Raw genomic sequence first — 23486 nt, 5'->3', positions numbered from 1 at the left:
GCGCCTTCATGCTTAACTCAGTGTCCTTTTCAAAACCCCGCATAAGGATTTCGTCATGGCTCAAGTGACTCTCAAAGGCAACCCGGTCCAGGTCAAAGGCAATCTGCCGCAGGTCGGCGCACAGGCACCGGCGTTCTCTCTGGTCGGTGAAGGCCTGGCCGACACGTCGCTGCAGAACTACGCCGGCAAGCGCAAGGTGCTGAACATCTTCCCAAGCGTCGACACCCCGACCTGCGCCACCTCCGTGCGCAAGTTCAATGCCCAGGCCAACGACGTGGCCAATACTGTGGTGCTGTGCATCTCGGCTGACCTGCCGTTCGCCCAGGCGCGTTTCTGCGGTGCCGAAGGCCTGGAGAACGTGAAGAACCTGTCGACCCTGCGTGGTCGCGAGTTCCTCGAGAACTACGGCGTGGCCATCGCCGACGGCCCGCTGGCCGGCCTGGCTGCCCGCGCGGTGGTGGTGCTGGATGAGAACGACAAGGTCCTGCACAGCGAGCTGGTTGGCGAAATCGCCGATGAGCCGAACTACGAGGCGGCGCTGGCTGTCCTGAAATAAGTGTGTCGGGGCCGCGACGCGGCTCCCTCGGTCACACGCTGTAACGGCCTGGAGCGATCTCCAGGCCGTTTTCATTTAAAGTTCAGCATCTTGCCTGCGTAAGGCTAAGGTAAATGCCTGGTAAAGGTCCTTTGCTAATACGGTGTCAGTGCTTATCGTTCATCCTCCCCAGTCGTCATTTCCTGAACAAGGTTCGTTCAACCCATGCAATCTTCCGTTTCTCGTTCCCCTCGTCGCTGGCTCGTCGGCCTGCTGATCCTGCTGCTGGTGGCCCTGCTGGCCTGGTGGCTGTGGCCTGCAGCCACGCCCCACACGGCGAAGCCAGGCGGGCGGCCCGGCAAAGGCATGGGTATGGGCATGGGACGGCCAGGGTTCGGTGGCTCCAGCGATCCGGTACCAGTGCGCGTCGAGCCAGTGCATGTCGGCGATTTCCCGCTGTACTACAAGGCCTTGGGCACAGTGACGGCGACCAATACCGTCAACGTCCGCAGTCGGGTGGCCGGTGAGCTGGTCAAGATCCACTTCAAGGAAGGCCAGCAGGTCAAGGCCGGCGACCTGCTCGCCGAAATCGACCCTCGCCCTTATCGCATTGCCTTGCAGCAGGCAGAAGGCACCTTGGCGCAGAACCAGGCCCAGTTGAAGAACGCCCAGGTCGATCTGGCCCGTTACAAAGGCCTGTATGCCGAAGACAGCATCGCCAAGCAGACCCTGGACACCGCCGAGGCTCAGGTCGCGCAATTCCAGGGGTTGGTCAAGACCAACCAGGCGCAGGTCAACGACGCCCGTCTGAACCTCGACTTCACCCAGATCCGCGCGCCCATCAGTGGCCGGGTCGGCCTGCGCCAGCTCGACCTGGGCAACCTGGTGGCCGCCAACGACACCACCGCCCTGGTGGTGATCACCCAGACCGAGCCGATCAGCGTGGCTTTCACTCTGCCGGAAACCGAGCTGTCCACCGTGCTCGAGCGCTACCGCAGCGGCGCGAGCCTGCCGGTTGAAGCCTGGGATCGCAGCGACAGCAAGCTGCAGTCCACCGGTGTGCTGGGCAGCCTGGACAACCAGATCGACACCACCACCGGCACCCTGAAGTTCAAGGCCCGCTTCGATAACAAGGACCAGGCCCTGTTCCCCAACCAGTTCGTCAACGTGCGCCTTCTGGCCGACACCCTCAAGCAGGTGCTGTTGGCGCCGGCCGCGGCCATCCAGTTCGGCAATGACGGCACCTTCGCCTATGTGGTCAACGCCCAGAACACGGTCAACATCCGCAAGCTCAAGGTCGGTGCCACCGACGGCGAGCAGAGCGTGGTGCTCGACGGCCTGGCCGCAGGCGATCGTCTGGTCCTCGAAGGCACCGACCGCCTGCGCGAAGGCAGCAAGGTGGACGTGGTGGAGGACAGCTCCCAGGTGCCGACCACCCCTGGCCAGCAACTCCAGGGTCAAGACGCCAAGGGTTCGGCCCAGGCCGGTGAGTCGGGCAAGGCGGGCGCATGAACCTCTCGCGCCTGTTCATCCTCCGCCCGGTCGCCACCACGCTGAGCATGCTGGCCATCGTGCTGGCCGGCCTGATCGCCTACAAGCTGCTGCCGGTCGCGGCCTTGCCCCAGGTCGATTACCCAACGATCCGCGTCATGACCCTGTATCCCGGCGCCAGCCCCCAAGTCATGACCAGTGCGGTCACCGCGCCCCTGGAGCGTCAGTTCGGGCAGATGCCAGGTCTGACCCAGATGGCATCGACCAGCTCCGGCGGCGCTTCGGTACTGACCCTGCGTTTCAACCTCGACATGAACATGGATGTCGCCGAGCAACAGGTCCAGGCAGCGATCAACGCCGCCACCAACCTGCTGCCCAGCGACCTGCCGGCGCCACCGGTGTACAACAAGGTCAACCCGGCCGATACCCCGGTGCTGACCCTGGCCATTTCCTCCAAGACCATGCCGCTGCCCAAGCTCAATGACCTGGTCGATACCCGGGTGGCGCAGAAGATCGCCCAGATCAGCGGGGTGGGCATGGTCAGCATCGCCGGCGGTCAGCGCCAGGCGGTGCGCATCAAGGTCAACGTCGATGCGTTGGCCGCCAACGGCCTGAACCTGGACGACGTGCGCAGCCTGATCGGCGCTTCCAACGTCAACCAGCCTAAAGGCAACTTCGATGGTCCGACGCGGGTCTCGATGCTCGACGCCAACGACCAACTGCGCTCGCCCGCCGAGTACGCCAACCTTATCCTCGCCTACAACAACGGCGCGCCCCTGCGCCTGAAGGATGTCGCCGAGATCGTCGACGGTGCCGAGAACGAGCGCCTGGCGGCCTGGGCCAACGAGAACCAGGCGGTATTGCTGAACATTCAGCGCCAGCCGGGGGCCAACGTCATCGAAGTGGTCGACCTGATCAAAGAGATGCTGCCCTCGATCACCGACAACCTGCCGGCGGGCCTGGATGTCACCGTCCTCACCGATCGTACCCAGACCATTCGTGCGGCGGTCAAGGACGTGCAGCACGAGCTGTTGATCGCCATCGCACTGGTGGTGATGGTGACGTTCGTGTTCCTGCGCCGATTCAGCGCCACTATCATTCCGTCGATCGCCGTGCCGCTGTCGCTGATCGGCACCTTCGGCGTGATGTACCTGGCCGGTTTCTCGGTCAACAACCTCACGCTGATGGCCTTGACCATTGCCACGGGCTTCGTGGTGGACGATGCCATCGTCATGTTGGAGAACATCTCCCGGCATATCGAGGAGGGCGAAACGCCGATGCAGGCGGCCCTCAAGGGCGCCCGTCAGATCGGTTTCACCCTGGTCTCGCTGACCTTCTCGCTGATCGCGGTGCTGATCCCGCTGTTGTTCATGGCCGACGTGGTCGGTCGGCTGTTCCGCGAGTTCGCCATCACCCTGGCGGTGGCGATCCTGATTTCCCTGGTGGTGTCCCTGACCCTGACCCCGATGATGTGCGCGCGGCTGCTCAAGCGCGAACCCAAAGAGCAAGAGCAGGGGCGCTTCTACCGTGCCAGCGGGGCCTGGATCGACTGGCTGATCGAGCACTATGGTCGGGGTCTGCAGTGGGTGCTCAAGCATCAGCCACTGACCTTGCTGGTGGCGGTGGCCAGCCTGGTGCTGACGGTGTTCCTGTACATCATCGTGCCCAAGGGGTTCTTCCCGGCGCAGGATACCGGCGTGATCCAGGGGATCTCCGAGGCGCCCCAGTCCACCTCCTTCGCCGCCATGAGCGAGCGTCAGCAAGCGCTGAGCAAGGTGATCCTCAAGGATCCGGCGGTGCAGAGCCTGTCGTCCTACATTGGCGTCGATGGCGATAACGCCACGCTCAACAGCGGCCGTCTGCTGATCAACCTCAAGCCGCATGGCGAGCGGGACGTTACGGCCAGCGAGGTCATCAACCGCCTGCAGCCGCAGCTCGACAAGCTGGTGGGGATCCGCCTGTTCATGCAGCCGGTGCAGGACCTGAGCATCGAAGACCGGGTCAGCCGTACCCAGTACCAGTTCAGCCTGTCGTCGCCTGATGCCGACCTGCTCGCCGAATGGAGCGGCAAGCTGGTTCAGGCCCTGCAGCAGCGCCCCGAACTGCAGGATGTGGCCAGCGACCTGCAGGACAAAGGCCTGCAGGTGTACCTGGTGATCGACCGCGACATGGCCAGTCGCCTGGGGATCAGCGTGTCGCAGATCACCAACGCCTTGTATGACGCCTTTGGCCAGCGACAGATCTCCACCATCTATACCCAGGCCAGCCAGTACCGCGTGGTATTGCAGTCCCAGACGGCCTCGAGCATCGGCCCGCAGGCGCTGGAGTCGATCCACGTCAAGTCCACCGACGGCGGGCAGGTCCGCTTGTCGGCCCTGGCAAGGATCGAGCAGCGCCAGGCGCAACTGGCGATTTCGCATATCGGCCAGTTCCCGGCGGTGATGATGTCGTTCAACCTGGCCCATGGCGCTTCCCTGGGCGAGGCGGTCAAGGTCATCGAGCAAGTGCAGCAGGAGATAGGCATGCCGCTGGGCGTGCAGACGCGCTTCCAGGGTGCCGCCGAGGCCTTCCAGGCGTCGCTGTCGAGCACCTTGCTGCTGATTCTTGCCGCCGTGGTCACGATGTACATCGTGCTAGGCGTGCTGTACGAGAGCTACATCCACCCCGTGACCATTCTCTCGACCCTGCCATCGGCGGCGGTCGGTGCCTTGCTGGCCTTGATCCTGAGCGGCAACGACCTGGGGATGATTGCCATCATCGGCATCATCCTGCTGATCGGTATCGTCAAGAAGAACGCCATCATGATGATCGACTTCGCCCTGGAGGCCGAGCGTCATCAGGGCATGACCCCGCGCGATGCCATCTACCAGGCGGCACTGCTGCGCTTCCGGCCCATCCTGATGACTACCCTGGCGGCCTTGTTCGGTGCTGTGCCGCTGATGCTCGCCACCGGCTCCGGCGCAGAGCTGCGCCAGCCGCTGGGCCTGGTGATGGTGGGTGGCCTGTTGGTCAGCCAGGTACTGACGCTGTTCACCACGCCGGTCATCTACCTGTACTTCGACCGCCTGGCGCGCCGCTGGCGTCCGGCCACTGATGCGCAGCAGGCCCAGGCATGAACCTGTCCGGCCCGTTCATCCGCCGGCCAGTGGCGACCATGTTGCTAAGCCTGGCGATCATGCTCCTGGGTGGGGTGAGCTTTGGCTTGTTGCCAGTGTCGCCATTGCCGCAAATGGACTTCCCGGTGATCGTGGTACAGGCCAACCTACCGGGCGCCAGCCCTGAGGTGATGGCCGCCACCGTGGCCACGCCGCTGGAGCGCAAGCTCGGCAGCATCGCCGGGGTCACCACGTTGACCAGCAGCTCCAGCCAGGGCTCGACCCGGGTGATCATCGGCTTCGACATGGGCCGCGACATCGATGGCGCGGCGCGGGAGGTCCAGGCGGCGATCAACGCCACTCGCAACCTGCTGCCCAGCGGCATGCGCAGCATGCCCACCTACAAGAAGATCAACCCGTCCCAGGCACCGATCATGGTGCTGTCGCTGACCTCGGATGTGCTCTCCAAAGGCCAACTTTACGACATGGCCGACACCATCCTGGCCCAGAGCCTGGCCCAGGTCAGCGGGGTAGGGGAAGTGCAGATCGGAGGCAGCTCGTTGCCGGCGGTGCGCATCTCCGTGGAGCCCCAACTGCTCAACCAATACGGCCTGTCTCTGGACGAGGTCCGCACCGCGGTGGCCAATGCCAACCAGCGTCGGCCCATGGGCTTCGTCGAAGATGCCGAGCGCAACTGGCAGGTGCGTGCCAATGACCAACTGGAGACCGCCAAAGACTACGAGCCGCTGGTCATCCGTCAGCAGGACGGCGCGATTTTGCGCCTATCCGATGTGGCGAGCGTCACCGATGGCGTCGAAAACCGCTACAACAGTGGCTTTTTCAATGATCAGGCCGCGGTGCTGCTGGTGGTCAATCGCCAGACCGGCGCCAACATCATCCAGACCGTCGACGAGATCAAGGCCCAGTTGCCGGCCTTGCAATCGCTGCTGCCGGCCAGCGTCAAGCTGAACGTGGCCATGGACCGCTCTCCGGTGATCAAGGCCACGCTGAAGGAGGCCGAGCACACCCTGCTGATCGCGGTGGTGCTGGTCATCCTGGTGGTGTACCTGTTCCTGGGCAACGTGCGTGCTTCGCTGATCCCCAGTCTGGCCGTGCCGGTCTCGCTGGTGGGGACCTTCGCGGTCATGTACCTGTGTGGGTTCTCGTTGAACAACCTGTCGTTGATGGCGTTGATCCTCGCCACCGGGCTGGTGGTGGACGATGCCATCGTGGTGCTGGAGAACATCTCCCGGCACATCGAGGACGGCCAACCGCCCATGCGCGCAGCCTTCTTGGGCGCCAAGGAGGTGGGCTTCACCCTGCTGTCGATGAACGTCTCGCTGGTGGCGGTGTTCGTCTCGATCCTGTTCATGGGCGGCATCGTGCGTGGCCTGTTCCAGGAGTTCTCCATTACCCTGGCTGCGGCGATCCTGGTGTCGTTGCTGGTGTCGCTGACCCTCACGCCCATGCTCTGCTCACGCTGGCTCAAGCCCCATGCCCAGGAGCAGAACCGCCTGCAACGCTGGAGCGACCAGGTGCATCAGCGCATGGTCGCGGCCTACGACCGCAGCCTGGGCTGGGCGCTGCGTCACAAGCGTCTCACGCTGATCAGCCTGCTGGTGACCATCGGCGTCAATATCGCCCTGTACGTGGTGGTACCCAAGACCCTCATGCCCCAGCAGGATACCGGGCAGTTGCAAGGCTTCATCCGTGGCGACGACGGCCTGTCGTTCAGCGTAATGCAGCCTAAGATGGAGACCTACCGCCGCGCTTTGCTGGCCGACCCGGCGGTGGAGAGCGTGGCAGGTTTCATCGGCGGCAACAGCGGCACCAACAACGCCTTCGTGCTGGTGCGCCTCAAGCCCATCGGCGAGCGCAAGCTGTCGGCCCAGCAGGTGATCGAGCGCCTGCGCAAGGAAATGCCCAAGGTGCCCGGTGGGCGGCTGTTCCTGATGGCCGACCAGGACCTGCAACTGGGCGGAGGCGGGCGCGACCAGTCCACCTCCCAATACCTCTACACCCTGCAAAGTGGTGACCTGGGTGCCTTGCGTGAGTGGTTCCCCAAGGTGGTCGCAGCTTTGCGCGCGCTGCCTGAGCTGACTGCGATCGATGCCAGGGACGGTGCGGGTACCCAGCAGGTGACCCTGGTGGTGGATCGCGACCAGGCCAAGCGCTTGGGCATCGACATGGACATGGTCACCACGGTGCTCAACAACGCCTACAGTCAACGGCAGATCTCGACGATCTACGACAGCCTCAACCAGTACCAGGTAGTGCTTGAGATCAACCCCAGGTATGCTTGGGACCCCAGCACCCTGGAGCAGGTCCAGGTGATCACCGCCGACGGTGCGCGGGTACCGCTGTCGAGCTTCGCCCGCTACGAGAACAGCCTGGCCAATGACCGTGTCAGCCACGAAGGGCAGTTCGCCTCCGAGGATATCGCCTTCGATGTCGCAGAAGGTTACAGCCCCGACCAGGCCATGGCCGCCGTGGAGCGCACGGTGGCCAAGCTCGGCCTGCCGGAGGAAGTGATCGCCAAGCTCGGCGGCACCGCCGATGCTTTCGCCAAGACTACCCAGGGCCAGCCGTTGATGATCCTCGGCGCCCTGGTGCTGGTTTACCTGGTGCTGGGGATTCTCTATGAGAGCTACATCCATCCGCTGACCATTCTTTCCACCCTGCCGTCGGCCGGGGTCGGTGCCTTGCTGGCGTTGTATGCCACCGGCGGCGAGTTCAGCCTGATCTCATTGCTGGGCTTGTTCCTGCTGATCGGGGTGGTGAAGAAGAACGCGATCCTGATGATCGACCTGGCCCTGCAACTGGAGCGCAACGATGGCCTTAGCCCGGAGGAGTCCATCCGCCGTGCCTGCCTGCTGCGCTTGCGCCCGATCCTGATGACCACGCTGGCCGCCATCCTTGGTGCGCTGCCGCTGTTGCTCAGTCGCGCCGAGGGCGCCGAGATGCGTCAGCCTCTGGGCCTGACGATTATCGGTGGTCTGGTGTTCAGCCAGGTCCTGACCCTCTACACCACGCCTGTGGTCTACCTGTACCTCGACCGCCTGCGCCACCGGTTCAACCGCTGGCGTGGCGTGCGCACCGACGCCGCACTGGATACCCCGCTATGAACTTTGCCCAGACCCCACTCCACCGCGCCCTGAAGCTGCTGACCCGTGGGCGCGGCTCGCGCCTGGTCGGCGCCGGCCTGTGCGTGGCGCTGCTCAGCGCCTGTACCCTGAGCCCGGACTACCACCGCCCGACGCTCGCCACGCCAACGCAGTTCAAGCAGGCCGAGGGCTGGACCCAGGCCAACCCGTCCGATGCCATCGCCCGTGGCGCCTGGTGGGAAATCTACGGCGACACGGGGCTCAACGCGCTGGTCGAGGAACTCAACCGCAACAACCAAACGGTGGCCCAGTACGCGGCCCAGTACCGCCAGGCCCAGGCCTTGGTGCGCAGCAGCCGTGGCGCCTTGTTCCCAAGCCTGGACCTTTCGGTGGGCAAGACCCGCTCGGCCCAGGGCACCGGCAGCAGCAGTTCGAGCCTGTCGAACAACAGCAGCGGTATCCGCGATACCTACAACGCCCAGCTTGGCGTGAGCTGGGAGATCGATCTGTGGGGCAAGTTGCGCGAGACGCTCAATGCCAATGAGGCCAGTGCCCAGGCCAGCCTTGCAGACCTGGCGGCGATCCGCCTGAGCCTGCAGTCGGAGCTGGTGCAGAACTACCTGCAACTGCGGGTGATCGACGAGCAGAAGCGCCTGCTGGAGGCCACCGTGGCTGCCTACGCACGTTCGCTGCGAATGAACGAAAACCAGTACCGCGCAGGCGTTGCCGGGCCCGATGCCGTGGCGCAGGCGCGTACCCAGCTCAAGAGTACGGAGGCCGACTTGATCGACCTGGCCTGGCAGCGCGCCCAGTACGAGAACGCCATCGCCGTGCTGTTGGGCAAGGCGCCGGCGGACTTCGCCCTGGCCGACAGCAAGCGTATCCCGGGCTTGCCACAGATCCCGGTGTCGCTACCTTCGCAATTGCTGGAGCGTCGGCCTGACATTGCTTCGGCCGAGCGCAATGTGATGGCCGCCAACGCCAACATTGGCGTGGCTCGCGCGGCGTATTTCCCGGACCTGAGCCTGAGCATGAGCGGTGGTTACTCCAGCAGCAGCTTCAGCAACTGGATCGAGCTGCCCAACCGCTACTGGTCGGTAGGGCCGTCGCTGGCCATGACGCTGTTCGATGCCGGTCGACGCAGTGCCGAGGTGGATCGCACCGTGGCGGTGTACGACCAGACCGTGGCGCAGTACCGACAGACCGTGCTCGATGGCTTCAAGGAAGTCGAGAACTACCTGGTGCAGCTCAAGGTGTATGGGGATGAGGCCGTGGTGCGCCAGCAAGCCCTGGAGGCGGCCCGTGAGTCGCTGCGCCTGACCGAGAACCAGTACCGCGCCGGGCTGATCGGCTATCTGGATGTGGTCAACGTCCAGACTACGGCGCTGAGCAACGAGCGCAGTGTCCTGACCTTGCTTCAGGGCAGGCTGGTGGCCAGCGTGCAGCTGATTGCCGCGTTGGGCGGCGGCTGGGATGCCCAGCAGGCGTTTGCCGAAGCGGATAAAACTCAATAGCGGCCAGCAGTCGGGCCAGGTGTGCGGCGATCAGGCACGTTTTTCCGCTCGGCGCCACCTCGTGTTTCGGGCAGTTCTGCCCTGTTGGACTGATGGATAAGCTGTTCAAAGCTTGAGCGCTTTCGTCCTGCCTATGCGTTCGATCATCCGCCCACGGCGGTCGGTGCTGGCGGGGGCGCTCCTTCCATGCCATCAGTAGTCTGTGCCGTTCCCGTGCCATGCGGGAGGGCGCGCAGGAGCCCAACATGCCCGATTCATCCTCTACGTCCGCGGACACTCGCCGCGACCCTTTGTTTACCCCGCCGTCGCTGCCCAAAGGCGGCGGCACTGTCTCCGTCGGCGGCGGCATGCTGTCTGTCGGCAGCGCCGATGGTGCGGCCGGTTGGTCGTTGCCGTTGCCACTGCCCAGCGGACGCGAGCTATCACCGGAGTTGGCGCTGAACTACAGCTCAGGTGGCGGCAACGATGCTTTTGGCGCCGGCTGGATCTGCTCACTGCCCGTGGTGTCGCGCATGAGCCGTTTCGGCATCCCGCGGTATACCGACTGCGACCGTTTGGCCGGCCCTGACGGCGAGGAGATCCTGCGTGACAACGCTGGCTCGCGTACCGAGAGCACGTTGCCCTTTTCCACCGTCAACGCCCCGCACACCGTCACGCCGTGGGTGTCGCGAAGCGGCGGGCGCGGCGAACGCCTTGAGCATTGGCGCGCCGATGCCACACCGGACGCTCCCGGCTTCTGGCTGCACTACCACGCGGACGGCAGCCTGACGTTGCTCGGCTGGTCTGCCAGCGCCCGTTTGAGCGACCCGGACGACCCTTCGCACGTAGCCACGTGGTACCCCGAAGAGACGGTCAGCGCCAAGGGCGAGCACCTGGTATACACCTACCGTACCGAGGACGATGCCAACTGCGACGCTCAGGAGCTGGCCGCCCATTCACGTGCGGCGAACGTATACCTGGCCGGCGTGCATGCCTTGAACGCGACGCCGTCGCAGGCGCTACTGGTACCGGAAGGGGCATTTCGCCCTGAAGACTTCATGAGCGTGATGCTGCTCGATTATGGCGAGCGCGACACGCCTGTGGATGAGCCTCCACCGTTCCAGACCAGTGCACGCTGGCCGGCTCGCCTGGACCGCTTTGGTTTCTGGCGCTGGGGTTTCAACGTGCGCATGCGTCGCCTGTGCCGGGACGTGCTGCTCTGGCACCGCACCGCGATGATGGCCGGCGAGAAAGACTCGACGCCTGTGCTGGTCTCGCGCCTGCACCTGACACACCAGCAGTCACCCGTGGCCACCGTGCTGGAGTCTGCGCAGCAGGTGGCGTATGAACCGGACGGCACGCCGCTGATCCTGCCACCGATGGAGTTCGAATTGAGCCGCCCAGGCCGGGAAGCCGCTAGCTGGGAAGCGCTGCCGGATCTCGACGGTTTCAGCCCGCCACGCTGGCAGATGGCCGACCTGCATGGCGAGGGACTGGCAGGGCTGCTGTACCAAGAGCAGGGCGCGTGGCGATACCGTGCGCCGGAACGCAAGGACAGTGACGAGATCGATGCAGTGACGTGGGGCGAACCCCAGCCGCTGCCTTTCGCTCCTGCGCTGGAGAGCGGGACCTTGACCGACCTGGACGGCGATGGCCGTCCTGAATGGCTGGTCGCTCAGCCAGGCTTGCATGGCCACTTCACCTTGTCGCCAGATGGCCAATGGAGCCGTTTCATCCCGCTCCAGGCCTTGCCCACGGAGCTGTTGCATCCCAGTGCCCAACGGGTCGACCTGACCGGCGATGGTTTGCTGGATGTGGCCATGATCGGGCCGCGAAGTGTGCGCCTATGGGCCAGCGCGGCCAGCGAAGGCTGGCGACAGTCTGTCGAAACCGCTTACCTGGGCAAGACGCCGTTGCCCGTGGAGGGTGGTGAAGACCGGCTGGTGGCGTTTGCCGACCTGGTCGGCAGTGGTCAACAGCATTTGGTGGAGATCACGGGGGAACGCGTTACCTATTGGCCATCACTCGGCCATGGCCGCTTTGGCGAGGCGATCGGCATCAGCGGGTTTGCCGTCGAGGACTTCAGGGCTTCGCGGGTGCTTCTGGGCGATACAGATGGCAGCGGCACCACTGACATCCTCTACCTGGAAGCCGACCGTGTGCGGGTGTTCGTGAGCGAATCGGGCAATCGTTTCGTGGAGCGTGCAGCGGTGCCGGCCCCCGAGGGCGTGGTGCTGGATGACACCTGTGTACTGCAGGTGACGGACCTGCGTGGCCAAGGGACCGCAGAACTCGTGTTGACGTTGGCGCACATGGCGCCGCGCACCTGGACCTACCGCTTCAATGACAGGCGCCCCTGGTTGCTGGCTCAGGTCTGCACCAATACCGGTAGCCGTACCTTGTTCGACTACCGCAGTTCGGCCCAGGGCTGGCTGGATGAAAAGGCCGTTCTGAAGGCGCAAGGCAAACCGGCGGTGAGCCTGCTGCCGTTTCCGGTGCACATGCTCAGCCGAGTGATCATGGTCGATGACATCAGCGGCTTGCGCACGGTCAGTGGCATGACGTACCTGCGCGGCATCTGGGACGGTATCGAGCGTGAGTTTCGCGGGTTTACCCGTCTGATCCAGACCGACACGCTGGTTGACGCCCAGGGCACCGCGCCGGAGCGTTCGCCACCTGCTCAGGTCCGCACCTGGTTCCTCAGTGGAATCGAGGCTCATGACGCGACCCTGGAGGGCATTTTTGCGGGGTCGGGCTCGGCGGAGTCGGATTTTGCCGTCAGCCCGCTGCGTATCACCCAACTGCAGGCCGATGGCCAGGAAGTCCCCTACGCGCCGGAGGGTGAGGCGCGGCGCTGGTTGCTGCGCGCGCTGAAAGGTATGCCGGTGCGGACGGAAACCTATGGTCTGGATGGCAGCGATCGGGCGGATGTGCCCTACAGCATCACCCGCCAGCGCTGGCAGGTGCGCGCCTATGAGACGGCGCACCCTGCAAAGCCGGCGGCGCTGGTGACGCCGGTAGAGAGCCTGACGCTGACCACCGAGCGGATCGCCCAGGATCCGGTGGTCTCGCAGAGGGTCATCCTGGAGCAGGACCTGTATGGCAGCGTCCTTAAAAGCGTGGACATCCGCTACCCGCGACGGGATGCCGTCACGCCATCGCCTTACCCGGACACATTGCCTGAGGGCCTCGAAGCGGCTTCTCGCGACGCGCAGCAGAACGCGGTATGGCTGACGCTGTCGCGTCAGCGTGTGCGCAACTTGCATGCCGGGCACATTCACCTGACGGGCCTGAGCGAAGGAGGGCGCACGGACGTGCTGCATCTGGAGTCAGCACAGGTGCCTGAGGGTGGCTTCACCGTGGAGAGTCTGCTGGCCGCACAGGGCCCGCTTGCGCGTTTGGACGACGCCACGCTGGGCGGTTACAGCCGTGTGCAGTGGTGTGACATGGCGGGGGACCCCGTGGAGGTGCCGGTGCGTCAGGCACTGGTGGCCTACACCGAGACGGCCCTGCTGGAGCAGGCGTCGCTGGCGGCCTTCGAAGGCCATGTTCCCGAGGCGGAGCTGGAGCGTTTGTTAAAACAGGGTGGCTACCGTGCCAGTGAGCTACCGGAGGACGGCAAGCGTGTCTACCTCGCTCGTCACGGGCTGGCACGTTACACCGGCGCCGAAGGGTTCTATCGGCTGGTCGGTGCGCGGGACAGCGAATTGACGGGGGAAACGGTCGTGCAATGGACGCCTCATGGGCTGGCCGTGCAGCAGGTGACTGACGCAGCGGGTTTGTGCACGCGCTTCAGCCATGACTGGCGTTTCATGACGGTGATGTCGCTCATCGACCCGAACGACAATGTGCTATCGGTGGCATTCGATGCGCTGGGGCGAGTGGTCCAGAGCCGATTCCATGGCACCGAGAATGGCGAAATGGCGGGTTATCACCCCACCCAGGCTTTCGATGTGCCCAAATCGATGGCGGCCATGCTGTCGCTCAAGGGCGGCGAAGTGCCTGTCCATACGGCCCATCTGTTGGTGACCGACAGCTGGATGCCGCCTGGGCGCGACGCGCACGGGCGTATCCAATCGGGGCGCGTCGGCGAGCTGGCGTACAGGCGTTTTGCCCGGACGCATGGGCTAAAGCTCGATCTGAACGAAGGACGCGAGCCGCCACACATCATCAACCTGCTGACCGACCGCTACGACGGCGACCCAGACCAGCAGGTGCGCATCAGCGTGACCTACAGCGATGGAGGCGGGCGCGCGTTGCAGACTGCGGTACTGCATGCACCAGGCGATGCACTGGTCCGCACTGACGAGGGCGAGCTGGAGGTGGATGAGGGGGGCAAGGCTGTCATCGCCCACGCCGTCGTACGTTGGGCGGTGAGCGGGAAGACCGAGTACGACAACAAAGGCCAGCCGGTGCGCACGTGGCTACCGTTCTACCTGAACGACTGGCGCCCGGTGGACGATCAGCGCACGACTGACGGGCTTTATGCCGACACCCATCTGTACGATGCCACGGGGCGAGTTTGTCGCGTGATCACTGCAGCGGGCTATGAGCGACGCACGCAGTACTACCCCTGGTTCACGGTCTCGGAAGACGAAAACGATACGGCTTGAAGCCAGCGACCGCGCAGCCCTGCAGGGGGCTGCGCAGTGGTTTGGTGGACCGTTTCCATTCTCAAAAAGCCCGTGCGTTTCACCAACGCTTGAGTACAATAATCAGCTTTTCGGGCCCTTGTTCAGCCCCTTTGCTGGAATCCAAATGCTGATCGGTAGCTACTCCTCCGCGCTGGTGTTGATCTCGCTGTGCGTCGCCATTCTTGCCTCCTACACCGCTCTGGACCTCACCGGCCGGATTGCCACGTCCAAGGGGCGCGCGGCTTACCTGTGGATGGGGGGCGGGGCCTTTGCCCTGGGCATTGGGATCTGGTCGATGCATTTCATCGGCATGCTCGCTTTCAGCCTGCCGATCGAGCTGGGTTATGACTGGACGCTCACCGCGCTGTCGCTGCTGATCGCGGTGTTGTCGTCGGGCTTCGCGCTGTGGCTGGTGAGTCAGCCGAGCCTGCCGCTGCTGCAGCTGGGGTTCGGGGCGCTGGTCATGGGCGGCGGCATCGCCAGCATGCACTACACCGGCATGGCTGCGCTGCAGATGGTGCCTGGCATCGATTACGACCCGACCCTGTTCGGCGCCTCCCTGGCCATCGCCGTAGGGGCCTCGGCGGCGGCCCTATGGATCGCGTTCCGCCTGCGTCAGCACACCCCCTATGTGCGGCATATTCGCGGGGCGGCCGCAGTGGTGATGGGGGGTGCCATCGTTGGCATGCACTACACCGGCATGGCGGCGGCCAATTTCCCCGAGGGCAGCTTCTGCGGTGCCTTGGCCAACGGCCTGCGCGGCGATGGCCTGGATTCAGTGGTGTTGATCACCACCCTGGCGGTGCTGGCGGTGGCCCTGCTCACTTCGGTGCTCGATGCTCGCCTGGAGGCGCGCACCTCGGAGCTTGCACACTCCTTGACCCTGGCCAACCAGGAGCTGACTCAGCTTGCTCTGCACGACACCCTGACCGGCCTGCCCAACCGCACCCTGTTGGCCGAGCGCATCGACCAGGCCATCAGCAAGGTGGCGGAGCAGGGCGGATGCTTCGCGCTGATGTTCATCGATCTGGACGGCTTCAAGCCCGTCAACGATGCCTTCGGCCATCATGTGGGCGACCTGCTGCTCAAGGCGGTGGCGGCCCGTCTGCGGGGGCATCTGCACAGCCAGGACACCCTGGCGCGCATCGGCGGCGACGAGTTCGTCCTGCTGGTGGAACTACAGGAACCGGCCGATGCCATGGAGGTGGCCGTCAAACAGGTCAACCTGGTCGCCCGGCCATACCGGGTGGCTGATCATGACCTGCAGCTCTCGGCGAGCCTGGGGATCGTGCTCTACCCGGGCAACGGCCTGGACCAGCAGGAACTGCTGCGCAACGCCGATGCGGCCATGTATCACGCAAAAAGCGCCGGCAAGAACGGCTACAGCTTCTTCGATGTTTCGATGAACAGCAACGCACGCCAGCAGTTGCAACTGCTCCAGGACCTGCGTGCGGCCTTGGAGCATGGCCAGTTCCGCTTGCACTACCAGCCCAAGTTCGATGCGCTCGCTCGCCAGCCGATCGGCGCCGAGGCGTTGCTGCGCTGGGAGCATCCGCAGCACGGGCTGCTGTTGCCGGACCGGTTCATCGGCCTTGCCGAGAAGACCGGGCTGATCATCCCCATCGGCGAATGGGTGTTGGGCGAGGCCTGCCGGCAGATGCGCCACTGGCTCGAACAGGGGCATGACGACTGGCGTATCGCGGTGAACCTGTCAGCGATCCAGTTCTGTCACGCCGGCCTGGTCGACAGCGTGGCCCGCGCGCTGGCGAGCAACCAATTGCCGGCCAACCGCCTGACGCTGGAGATCACCGAGACCACGGCCATGCGCGATGCCGATGCCAGCCTGACCGTGCTGCAGAAGCTTTCCGATATGGGCGTGGACCTGTCCATCGATGATTTCGGGACCGGTTACTCAAGTCTGATGTACTTGAAGCGCCTGCCGGCGAACGAACTCAAGATCGACCGAGGTTTTGTCCGTGATCTGGAGCAGGACAGCGACGATGCGGCGATCGTCTCGGCGATCGTCGCCCTGGGCCAGGCCCTGGGCCTGCGGATCGTGGCAGAAGGGGTAGAAACGAGCCGCCAGCAGGAATTCCTGACCCGTCTGGGTTGTGATTCGCTGCAAGGCTATCTGCTCGGCCAGCCCATGCCGGCCGAACAGTTCATGGAGGGGCTGAAGGCTGTGAAGCAGACCGAGAAGTTCTGACTACACCGCATCGCGCAGGGCGCACGAGGGGTCGAACGCGTCCATTTCGGCCTCCACGGCCTCGATGATCCGCTCTACATCCGCAGCCGCCATGATCGCTGCGCAGGGGATGCCCGCGATCGCCAGCAAGGTTTCGCCGGTGGCGCGGTCGAACAGCCGGGCGACCATGCTGCGTGGCGCATCCATGCTGGCTTCGAAGCCCAACGGATGGAAGTGCCAGCGCATCACCTGGCAGGCGTTGGGGAACGTCATCTTGTTCATGCCAGCCTCCTTGTCCTGATCCTGGACCCGGTGATCGGCCGCTCATTCGGCCGGTAGGATCCTAACCATAGCACCTGTGACGCCAGTGTCTTGCGCAAAGCATGACAAATGTACGGTTGCTTGATACGCATCACATCCGGCTGGAACCTGCTACCTAATGTCCAAAGGCCAGGGCAAACGTTTTTCATGGGCGATAGCGGGCCGTCGGGATGGTTCCGGGCGACGGTCCTGGAACGGTGCTTTTCTGACCAGCGGTGCACAGCGCTTCAGCCCAACAATCCGGCGGCGATGTTGATGGTGAAGCCCAGGATCGCCGTGTTGTACACGAAGCACACCAGCGAATGGGCCAGAACCACTCGACGCATGCCGCGCCCGGCCACGGCGATGTCGGAGGTCTGCACGGCGACGCTCAGGGTGAACGAGAAGTAGTGGAAGTCCCAGTAGTCCGGCGCGCGCTCGCCATCGGGAAAACGCAGCGGGGGCTCGTGGTGGTCCGCAGTGTAGAACAGGCGGGCGTAATGCAGGCTGAAGATGCAGCCGATCAGCAGCCATGAGCCAGCCACGGTTAGACCCGTATACAGATAGTGCAAGGCCTGATCGCTCCCCTGCAGGCCTCGGCTGGCGGCCAATTGCAACGTGACCGCGGCGAGGCTGGCAATGGCCGCGAAGCACACGGTGAACAGCACCAGCCCTGCGTTTTCGTCTTCCACACGGGCCACCTTGCGCACAGTGTCGGCCTTGGCGCGCCACGTCAGCCAGAACACCAGCACCAGGTAGAGCCAGACGCCCAGGTTCCAACCGGCAAGGATGCGCTGCACGGTATCGTCGGCGGGAATCAGCCAGGCGCCAGCGAGGCCAGTCAGCGTGGCGATACTCAGGCGAGGATGAGTGCGGGTAAGACGGTGGAAAGCCATGCGGTCTCGTCAGTGGAAGGGCATGGCTACCACTCTAGTTCAGACTGGCAGTCCATCCACCCCGGGGGCGCAACAGAATCGGCGAAAGCCCAGGGCCCAGACGGCCTGGCGCGCACGGGAGGTGATGGGCTGCACGAGCTTGGGGCGTGCTTGGTTCGAACAGGAGGGGGTAATCGGGTACTATCACGAACCGTGCCAACGGCAAATGCCTTGTATGTCAGGATGATGGCACGGCGTAGGGTCGTATTGACCTCCTTGTTTTGTTGTCGACATGACTTGCCAAAAAGTCTGAATAACCCGCTTCAGGATTCATGTTTTGTCCGATCTCTTGCATAACCCACTGTTGCAGTACCTGGCTCGCCTGGCCCCCTCCAGCCAGCTGACCATGCGCTACATCCTCCAGGACGCCGCCGACCGCCTGGGGTTTGTCGACTGCGACATCGCCGAGGTCCCCTGGCACAGGCTAGAGCCAGGTCATGTGGTGGCCCTGGTGGCAGCGCTGCGCTCCGACGGCTATGCCCCCAATACGTCTTCGCTGTACGTCAATGCCGTACGCGGTGTGATGAACGAAGCGTGGCGCCAGGGGCTGATCGACCATGAAAAACTGTTGCACATCCGCGAGGTCAAGCCCGCCGGTGGCAGCAGGTTGCCAGCGGGGCGCAACCTAAGGCGCAGCCTGATACGCGAATTGATGGACGTCTGCTCCGCAGACCCACGCCCCCAGGGCGTACGCGACGCGGCGATCATCGCGTTGCTATATGGCACCGGCATGCGCAAGTCCGAGTCGGTGGACATCGATCTGGACCAAGTGGATTTCGAGGCGCGCAGCCTGCGCGTGGTGGGCAAGGGCAATCGCCAGCTGATCAAGTACGCCCCAGTCTGGGCGTTCGAGAGGCTACAGGCCTGGTTGGACCTGCGTCGCCAGCACTTGCCGGCAGGAGAGGCCGACGATGTGTTCCTGTTCAACCGCATTCGCCGTGGCAACCACATCACCCGGGCCCGCATCACCAAGCATGCGATCTACTACATCGCCCGCCAGCGCGGGGCGCAGGTGGGGGTGAAGATCATGCCCCATGATTTTCGGCGGGCGTTCATCACTCGGGTGATCGAAGAACATGACCTGTCCATCGCCCAGAAGCTCGCGCACCACGCCAATATCCAGACCACCGCCAACTATGACCGGCGTGACGATAACGAGCGGCGGCGGGCGGTGGATCGCTTTGACTACTGATTGAGCCTGGGGCTGCTGCGCAGCCCATCCCAGGCTTCGCCGGCTCCAATCGGGATTGCGTCGCGCTTAAGACTTACTCAATGCCTGTGGGGTTTATCGAGTCGTTGAATCGCCGCGAAGCAGACTCCGCGGTGGATGGCACCGGCTTTGCCGGTGTTCGCGGGTGAACCCGCTCCCACAGGGATTGCGTAAGTCTTAAGCGCGACGCAATGCCGGTGGGAGCCTGCGATGGGCTGCAAAGCAGCCCCAAGTCCTCAAACGGTGGAGCCCGCAAAGCGCTTTCCATTGCTAGTGAATGCTCGAGGCCAGCTCGAAGATCGGCATGTACATCAGGATCACGATCAGCCCGATCAGCAGGCCGATGAAGGTCATCAGCAAAGGCTCGAACAAGCGCACGAACCATTCCACCCAGCGGCCGATCTCCTGGTCGTGAAAATCGGCGCAGCGCTCGAGCATTTCTCCGAGGTTCCCCGACTGTTCCCCCGCCCGCAGCAGGCGCAGGGACACCGGCGTCACCAATTGGCCCAGCTCCAGCGCATCGGACAGTGGCAAACCTTCCCCCACCCGGCGGCAGGCCTGCTCCAGGCCCTGCGCCGAAGCGCTGCCCAGCAGCCCGCGAGCCATGCTCATCGCGGTAAGGATCGGGATGCCGCCCTGCAAGAGGATGCCCAGCGAGCGGTAGAAGCGCGCCAGTTCATACATCACCAGGCGCTGATGCAGCGCTGGCCAACGGCGCAACTGGCGGCTGGCAAAACGGCGCAGGGCAGGGTTTTTGCGCATCAAGGCCAATGTGCAAAGGCTGCCCAGTGCCGCCAATGCCAGGGGCAGCTGCTGCGTGTGGAGGAACAGGCCGATTTTCATCAGTACCTGCGAAAGCCACGGCAGTTCGTTGCCCATACCTTCGAACACTAGGCTGAAGCGCGGCACCACGTAGCCCAGCAGGAAGAGCACCACGCCACCCCCCACCAACAGCAGCAGCATGGGGTAGACCGAAGCGCCGACCAGCTTCTGCCGGACCACATCCAGGCGTTGTCGATAACTGATGTAACGGCCCAGGGCATCCCCCAGGGCGCCGGTGCGTTCGCTCGACTGCACCAGGGCCACGTACAGCGCCGGAAACACCCGTGGCTGCTCGCCCAGGGCCTGGGACAGCGAACGCCCCTCGTAGAGCTGGCGCACCAACGCCTCGAGCACCTTGCGCGAGGAGGCATTGGGCGCTTTCTCGGCCAGGCTCTCCAACGCGTCGATCAACGGCAGGCCGGCGCTGAGCAAGGTGCCGAGCTCCTGGCTGAACAGCACCAGGTCGAACTGCGGCGCTCGTCGCCAGGGCAGGGCACGCAGGGCGCCTCCTTGGCCACGAATGCTCACGACCCGCAGACCCTGGTTCTCGGCTTGTCGTCGTGCGTGCTCGGCATCCTCGGCCTCGACCTGCAACTGGACGATGCCTTGCTGGCCCAGGGCCTTGAGGCTGTAGCGCATGGCCGCTCTCCTCATTGCCAGCTGGTGATTTCGGCATTTTCCCCGTCTCCGCCGGGTTGGCCGTCCTTGCCCATCGACAGCAGGTCGTACTCGCCGCCATTTTCGCCGGGCTGGCGATAGATGTAGGCACGCCCCCAAGGGTCCTGCGGCACGGCCTTTTGCAGGTAGGGCCCGGACCAACGCTGCTCACCGCTAGGGGCCGCCACCAAGGCTTGGAGGCCTTGCTCGCTGCTGGGGTAGTGACCGACTTCCAGGCGATACAGGTCAAGGGCCTTGCCCAGGCCTTCTATTTGCGCCCGCGCCACTTTCGCTTCCGAGCGGCCGAGCTGGCTGAAGTACTTGGGCGCGACGATGCCGGCCAACAGGCCAAGCACCACCAGGACCACCAACAGTTCGAGCAGGGTAAAGCCACGCTGGGTGATGGGTCTGCGTTGCATGGTGAAATCCTCCAGTGCGTTCGGGCAGGTTTGCCTTGCCATGCAACAGCCGTGCACGTCTGGCTCGGGCCCTTGCGCCATGGGGCGCAGCAAGCGGCACAGTGCTTGCGTCGTAGCTGAAAACCTCGGGTTTTCCGGGGCATTTCCCCCACATCGGGGGCCACGACGGGGAGGCAGCCGACATGCGTGGAATCATCTTGGGATTGATCTGGTTGGCGGCGGGTGCCGCAGAGGCCGACATGTACATCTCCATCGATGCCAAGGGCGGCTATGTGCTGTCCAACGTGCACCGGCCAGGACGGCATTACGAACGGGTCATCACTGAGCCGGTGGCCCATGCCGGGCCGGCCGATGCCCAGTTGATCACCGGGCGGCCCTATGCCGAGTTGGTGGCCAAGGCGGCCGAGGCCCACGGCGTTCCCCAGGCATTGCTGCACGCCCTGATCAAGGCTGAGTCCGGCTACAACCCCAAGGCGCGTTCACCTCGTGGGGCGGCTGGCCTGATGCAGCTGATGCCTGACACGGCGAAGGAGATGGGCGTCAAGGACGTGCTGGACCCCGCGTCCAACCTGCAAGGTGGGGCGCGCTATCTCAAACGCATGCTGACGCTGTTCGACAATGACATCACCTTGGCCGTGGCGGCATACAACGCCGGGCCCGATGCGGTGATCAGCCGCGGTGGTGTGGTCCCGCCCTTTGCCGAGACGCGTCGCTACGTGCCCAACGTCTTGCGCGACTACCGCAAGTTGCAGGGCCTGGCCGAAGATGCGCCGTTGTAGTCGCGAGCGCAGCTTCGCAGTTCAATTGTCGCGCCGGGTGTGCTCACTTCCCCAACTCTGGGCTATAACCTTTTGAAGGTGCCCAGCCGTTGGAGTCGACCATGGACCTCGCCCCGCGTTGCGCCACACTCGAAGTGCCCGTTGGCGGCGACAGTAGCGCGGCCCATAAACCGTTCGATTTGCTACGTTGGTACGCCTGGGTGAGCCTGGCGATCATCGTCTCGATCGCCGTTGGGCTAGGGCTGATCTCCAGCCGTTTCATCATCAATGAGAGTGTCGAACGCGACGCCTTGCTCTCGGCGCAGTTCATCCAGGCCATCGCCGATGCCGAAGTGCGTCATGTGTCGATCCCCAATGTGCGCACCATGGGTGAACTGCTTGACCCGCGCACTGACCAGGCCATGCCTGACGTCGACCCCGATGCCCGGCGCCGGGCCCGCGGCGAGTTCCTCGACCACATCGCCCATTTGCCCGATATTCTGCTGGCCAATATCTATGCCCCGGACCGGACGGTGATCTGGTCGAGCAACCCGGCGCTGACCGGCAAATCGATCGAGTCCGACGAAGACTTGGAGCAGGCCTTCGAGTACAAGATGCGGGTGTCGGCCAGCTATCACGACTTCGATGATGCGCGCAGCGAGCAGAAGTTCGTGACCCCGCCCCAGCAGCTGTTCGTCGAGAACTACATTCCTTTGTTCGATGCCGATGGTGAACGGGTCACCGCCATGGTGGAAATCTATAAAGAGCCCCATGACCTCATCGTACGCATCGAGCATGGTCTGCTGCTGATCTGGCTCGCCATCGCCGTAGGTGCGGGCCTGGTGTATTTCGGCCTCTACGGCATCATGCGCCGCGCGGAACGGGTGATGGCCGTGCAGCAGAAGCGGCTGATCAGCAACGAGACCTATGTGGCCCTGGGGGAGATGTCCTCGGCGGTCGCCCACAGCCTGCGCAACCCCTTGGCCAGCATCCGCTCCAGTGCCGAGCTGGCCCAGGCGTTCGATGCAGGGCCGGCGCAGAAGAACATCAGCGACATCATCAGCCAGGTGGACCGTATGTCCCTATGGGTTCGCCAGCTACTGCAGTCGCTGCGCCCGCTCAACGATGAGGCCGTGCCGGTGGACCTTTCCCAGGTGCTGCAGGAGAGCCTACAGGCATTTGCCGTGCCGCTGGCGCGAAGCGGCGTGACCCTGGACGTCAAGCCGCTGCCGCCAGTGCGGGTGGTGGGGCATCCGGTATTGCTGGGACAGATCTTCAACAGCTTGATTGCCAATGCGCTGGAGTCCATGGAGCAGGGTGGTCAGTTGCGCGCGGAAGTGATGCGCCACGACCGGCGCAGCCTGACCTTGTGCCTGTCGGATACCGGGCGGGGCATGAGCGATCAGCAGCAGCGCATGGCCTTTCGGCCGTTCTTCACCACCAAACAGGGTGGTCTGGGGGTAGGGCTGGTGCTGGTTAGGCGGATCATGGAGCGCTACGGCGGTTCGGTTCGGTTGAGCAGTCGGGAAGGGCAAGGCACCCGTGTTTCACTGAATTTCCGCTTGGCGATATATTGATTTTTTACATGATAAATATTTCGTACATCACTGTTTTTAAAAGAAATGTGTGATGTTTGGGTGGTGTTACCCATTTGTGGGGTATTTATCTCGAATCAAGATTTTAATATTTTCATAAGTTATTGATTTTAAATGAATATTGCCTTTCATTAGCGACTGGCTGAGTTCTTGCAGCATGCTGAGTGCGACCAATGGTGGCGGCAGCTTTTCAGGCCAAGTGCTATCACGTTGCTACAGGCGGTAGCACTCCCTTGATACACCGTCACCCCGA

General features: G+C 64.0%; 14 protein-coding genes. 10 read left to right on the top strand and 4 right to left on the bottom strand.

Features of this window, described 5'->3' with window-relative positions; genetic code table 11:
* Positions 1–55: 55 nt before the first annotated feature.
* From tpx to IEC33019_RS09130, 7 genes are all read left to right on the top strand, one after another.
* On the top strand, positions 56–556 hold the full coding sequence (tpx, locus tag IEC33019_RS09160; RefSeq protein ID WP_070091110.1) for a thiol peroxidase: 501 nt from the start codon (positions 56–58) through the stop codon (positions 554–556).
* A gap of 204 nt (positions 557–760) precedes the next feature.
* Positions 761–2047: an MdtA/MuxA family multidrug efflux RND transporter periplasmic adaptor subunit gene (locus tag IEC33019_RS09155; protein WP_070091109.1), complete on the top strand. Its 1287-nt coding sequence runs from the start codon at positions 761–763 to the stop codon at positions 2045–2047.
* On the top strand, positions 2044–5142 hold the full coding sequence (locus tag IEC33019_RS09150; RefSeq protein WP_070091108.1) for an MdtB/MuxB family multidrug efflux RND transporter permease subunit: 3099 nt from the start codon (positions 2044–2046) through the stop codon (positions 5140–5142). The genes IEC33019_RS09155 and IEC33019_RS09150 overlap by 4 nt, the downstream gene beginning before the upstream one ends.
* Positions 5139–8246, top strand: a complete 3108-nt coding sequence (locus tag IEC33019_RS09145) for an efflux RND transporter permease subunit (protein WP_070091107.1) — start codon at positions 5139–5141, stop codon at positions 8244–8246. The genes IEC33019_RS09150 and IEC33019_RS09145 overlap by 4 nt, the downstream gene beginning before the upstream one ends.
* Complete coding sequence (locus IEC33019_RS09140; RefSeq protein WP_070091106.1) at positions 8243–9739, top strand: efflux transporter outer membrane subunit; 1497 nt, start codon at positions 8243–8245, stop codon at positions 9737–9739. Before IEC33019_RS09145 ends, IEC33019_RS09140 begins: the two co-directional genes overlap by 4 nt.
* Before the next feature lie 245 nt (positions 9740–9984).
* On the top strand, positions 9985–14331 hold the full coding sequence (locus IEC33019_RS09135; RefSeq protein WP_070091105.1) for a SpvB/TcaC N-terminal domain-containing protein: 4347 nt from the start codon (positions 9985–9987) through the stop codon (positions 14329–14331).
* A gap of 145 nt (positions 14332–14476) precedes the next feature.
* On the top strand, positions 14477–16558 hold the full coding sequence (locus tag IEC33019_RS09130) for a putative bifunctional diguanylate cyclase/phosphodiesterase (RefSeq protein WP_070091104.1): 2082 nt from the start codon (positions 14477–14479) through the stop codon (positions 16556–16558).
* Here the strand turns inward: IEC33019_RS09130 and IEC33019_RS09125 are convergent, their stop codons facing one another.
* Positions 16559–16819 (bottom strand): DUF1652 domain-containing protein, encoded by a 261-nt coding sequence (locus IEC33019_RS09125; RefSeq protein ID WP_070091103.1) that lies wholly within the window; start codon positions 16817–16819, stop codon positions 16559–16561.
* A gap of 266 nt (positions 16820–17085) precedes the next feature.
* A complete protein-coding gene (locus IEC33019_RS09120; protein ID WP_070091102.1) occupies positions 17086–17733 on the bottom strand; it encodes a DUF1345 domain-containing protein in 648 nt (215 codons plus the stop codon).
* Between the two features lie 316 nt (positions 17734–18049).
* On the opposite strand from IEC33019_RS09120, the gene IEC33019_RS09115 reads away from it, so the two are divergent.
* Entirely contained in the window at positions 18050–18964 is a 915-nt protein-coding gene (locus tag IEC33019_RS09115) for a site-specific integrase (RefSeq protein WP_070091101.1), read from the top strand.
* 288 nt (positions 18965–19252) lie between these two features.
* Here IEC33019_RS09115 and IEC33019_RS09110 read toward each other — a convergent pair whose 3' ends face one another.
* A complete protein-coding gene (locus IEC33019_RS09110) occupies positions 19253–20443 on the bottom strand; it encodes a type II secretion system F family protein (RefSeq protein WP_099593356.1) in 1191 nt (396 codons plus the stop codon).
* Between the two features lie 11 nt (positions 20444–20454).
* Positions 20455–20880 (bottom strand): type II secretion system major pseudopilin GspG, encoded by a 426-nt coding sequence (gene gspG, locus IEC33019_RS09105; protein ID WP_070091099.1) that lies wholly within the window; start codon positions 20878–20880, stop codon positions 20455–20457.
* Positions 20881–21062: 182 nt separating this feature from the next.
* Between gspG and IEC33019_RS09100 the strand changes: the two genes are divergently transcribed.
* The gene (locus tag IEC33019_RS09100) at positions 21063–21659 is read left to right on the top strand and encodes a lytic transglycosylase domain-containing protein (protein ID WP_070091098.1); all 597 of its coding nucleotides are present in this window, start codon (positions 21063–21065) and stop codon (positions 21657–21659) included.
* A 101-nt stretch (positions 21660–21760) separates the two neighbouring features.
* A complete protein-coding gene (locus tag IEC33019_RS09095) occupies positions 21761–23215 on the top strand; it encodes a sensor histidine kinase (RefSeq protein ID WP_070091097.1) in 1455 nt (484 codons plus the stop codon).
* Positions 23216–23486 lie beyond the last annotated feature (271 nt).

The sequence above is a fragment of the Pseudomonas putida genome, from assembly GCF_002741075.1.
Lineage (GTDB): Bacteria > Pseudomonadota > Gammaproteobacteria > Pseudomonadales > Pseudomonadaceae > Aquipseudomonas > Aquipseudomonas putida_T.
Note: the sequence above shows the minus strand (reverse complement) of the source record. Positions and strands in the feature narration are given on the sequence as shown.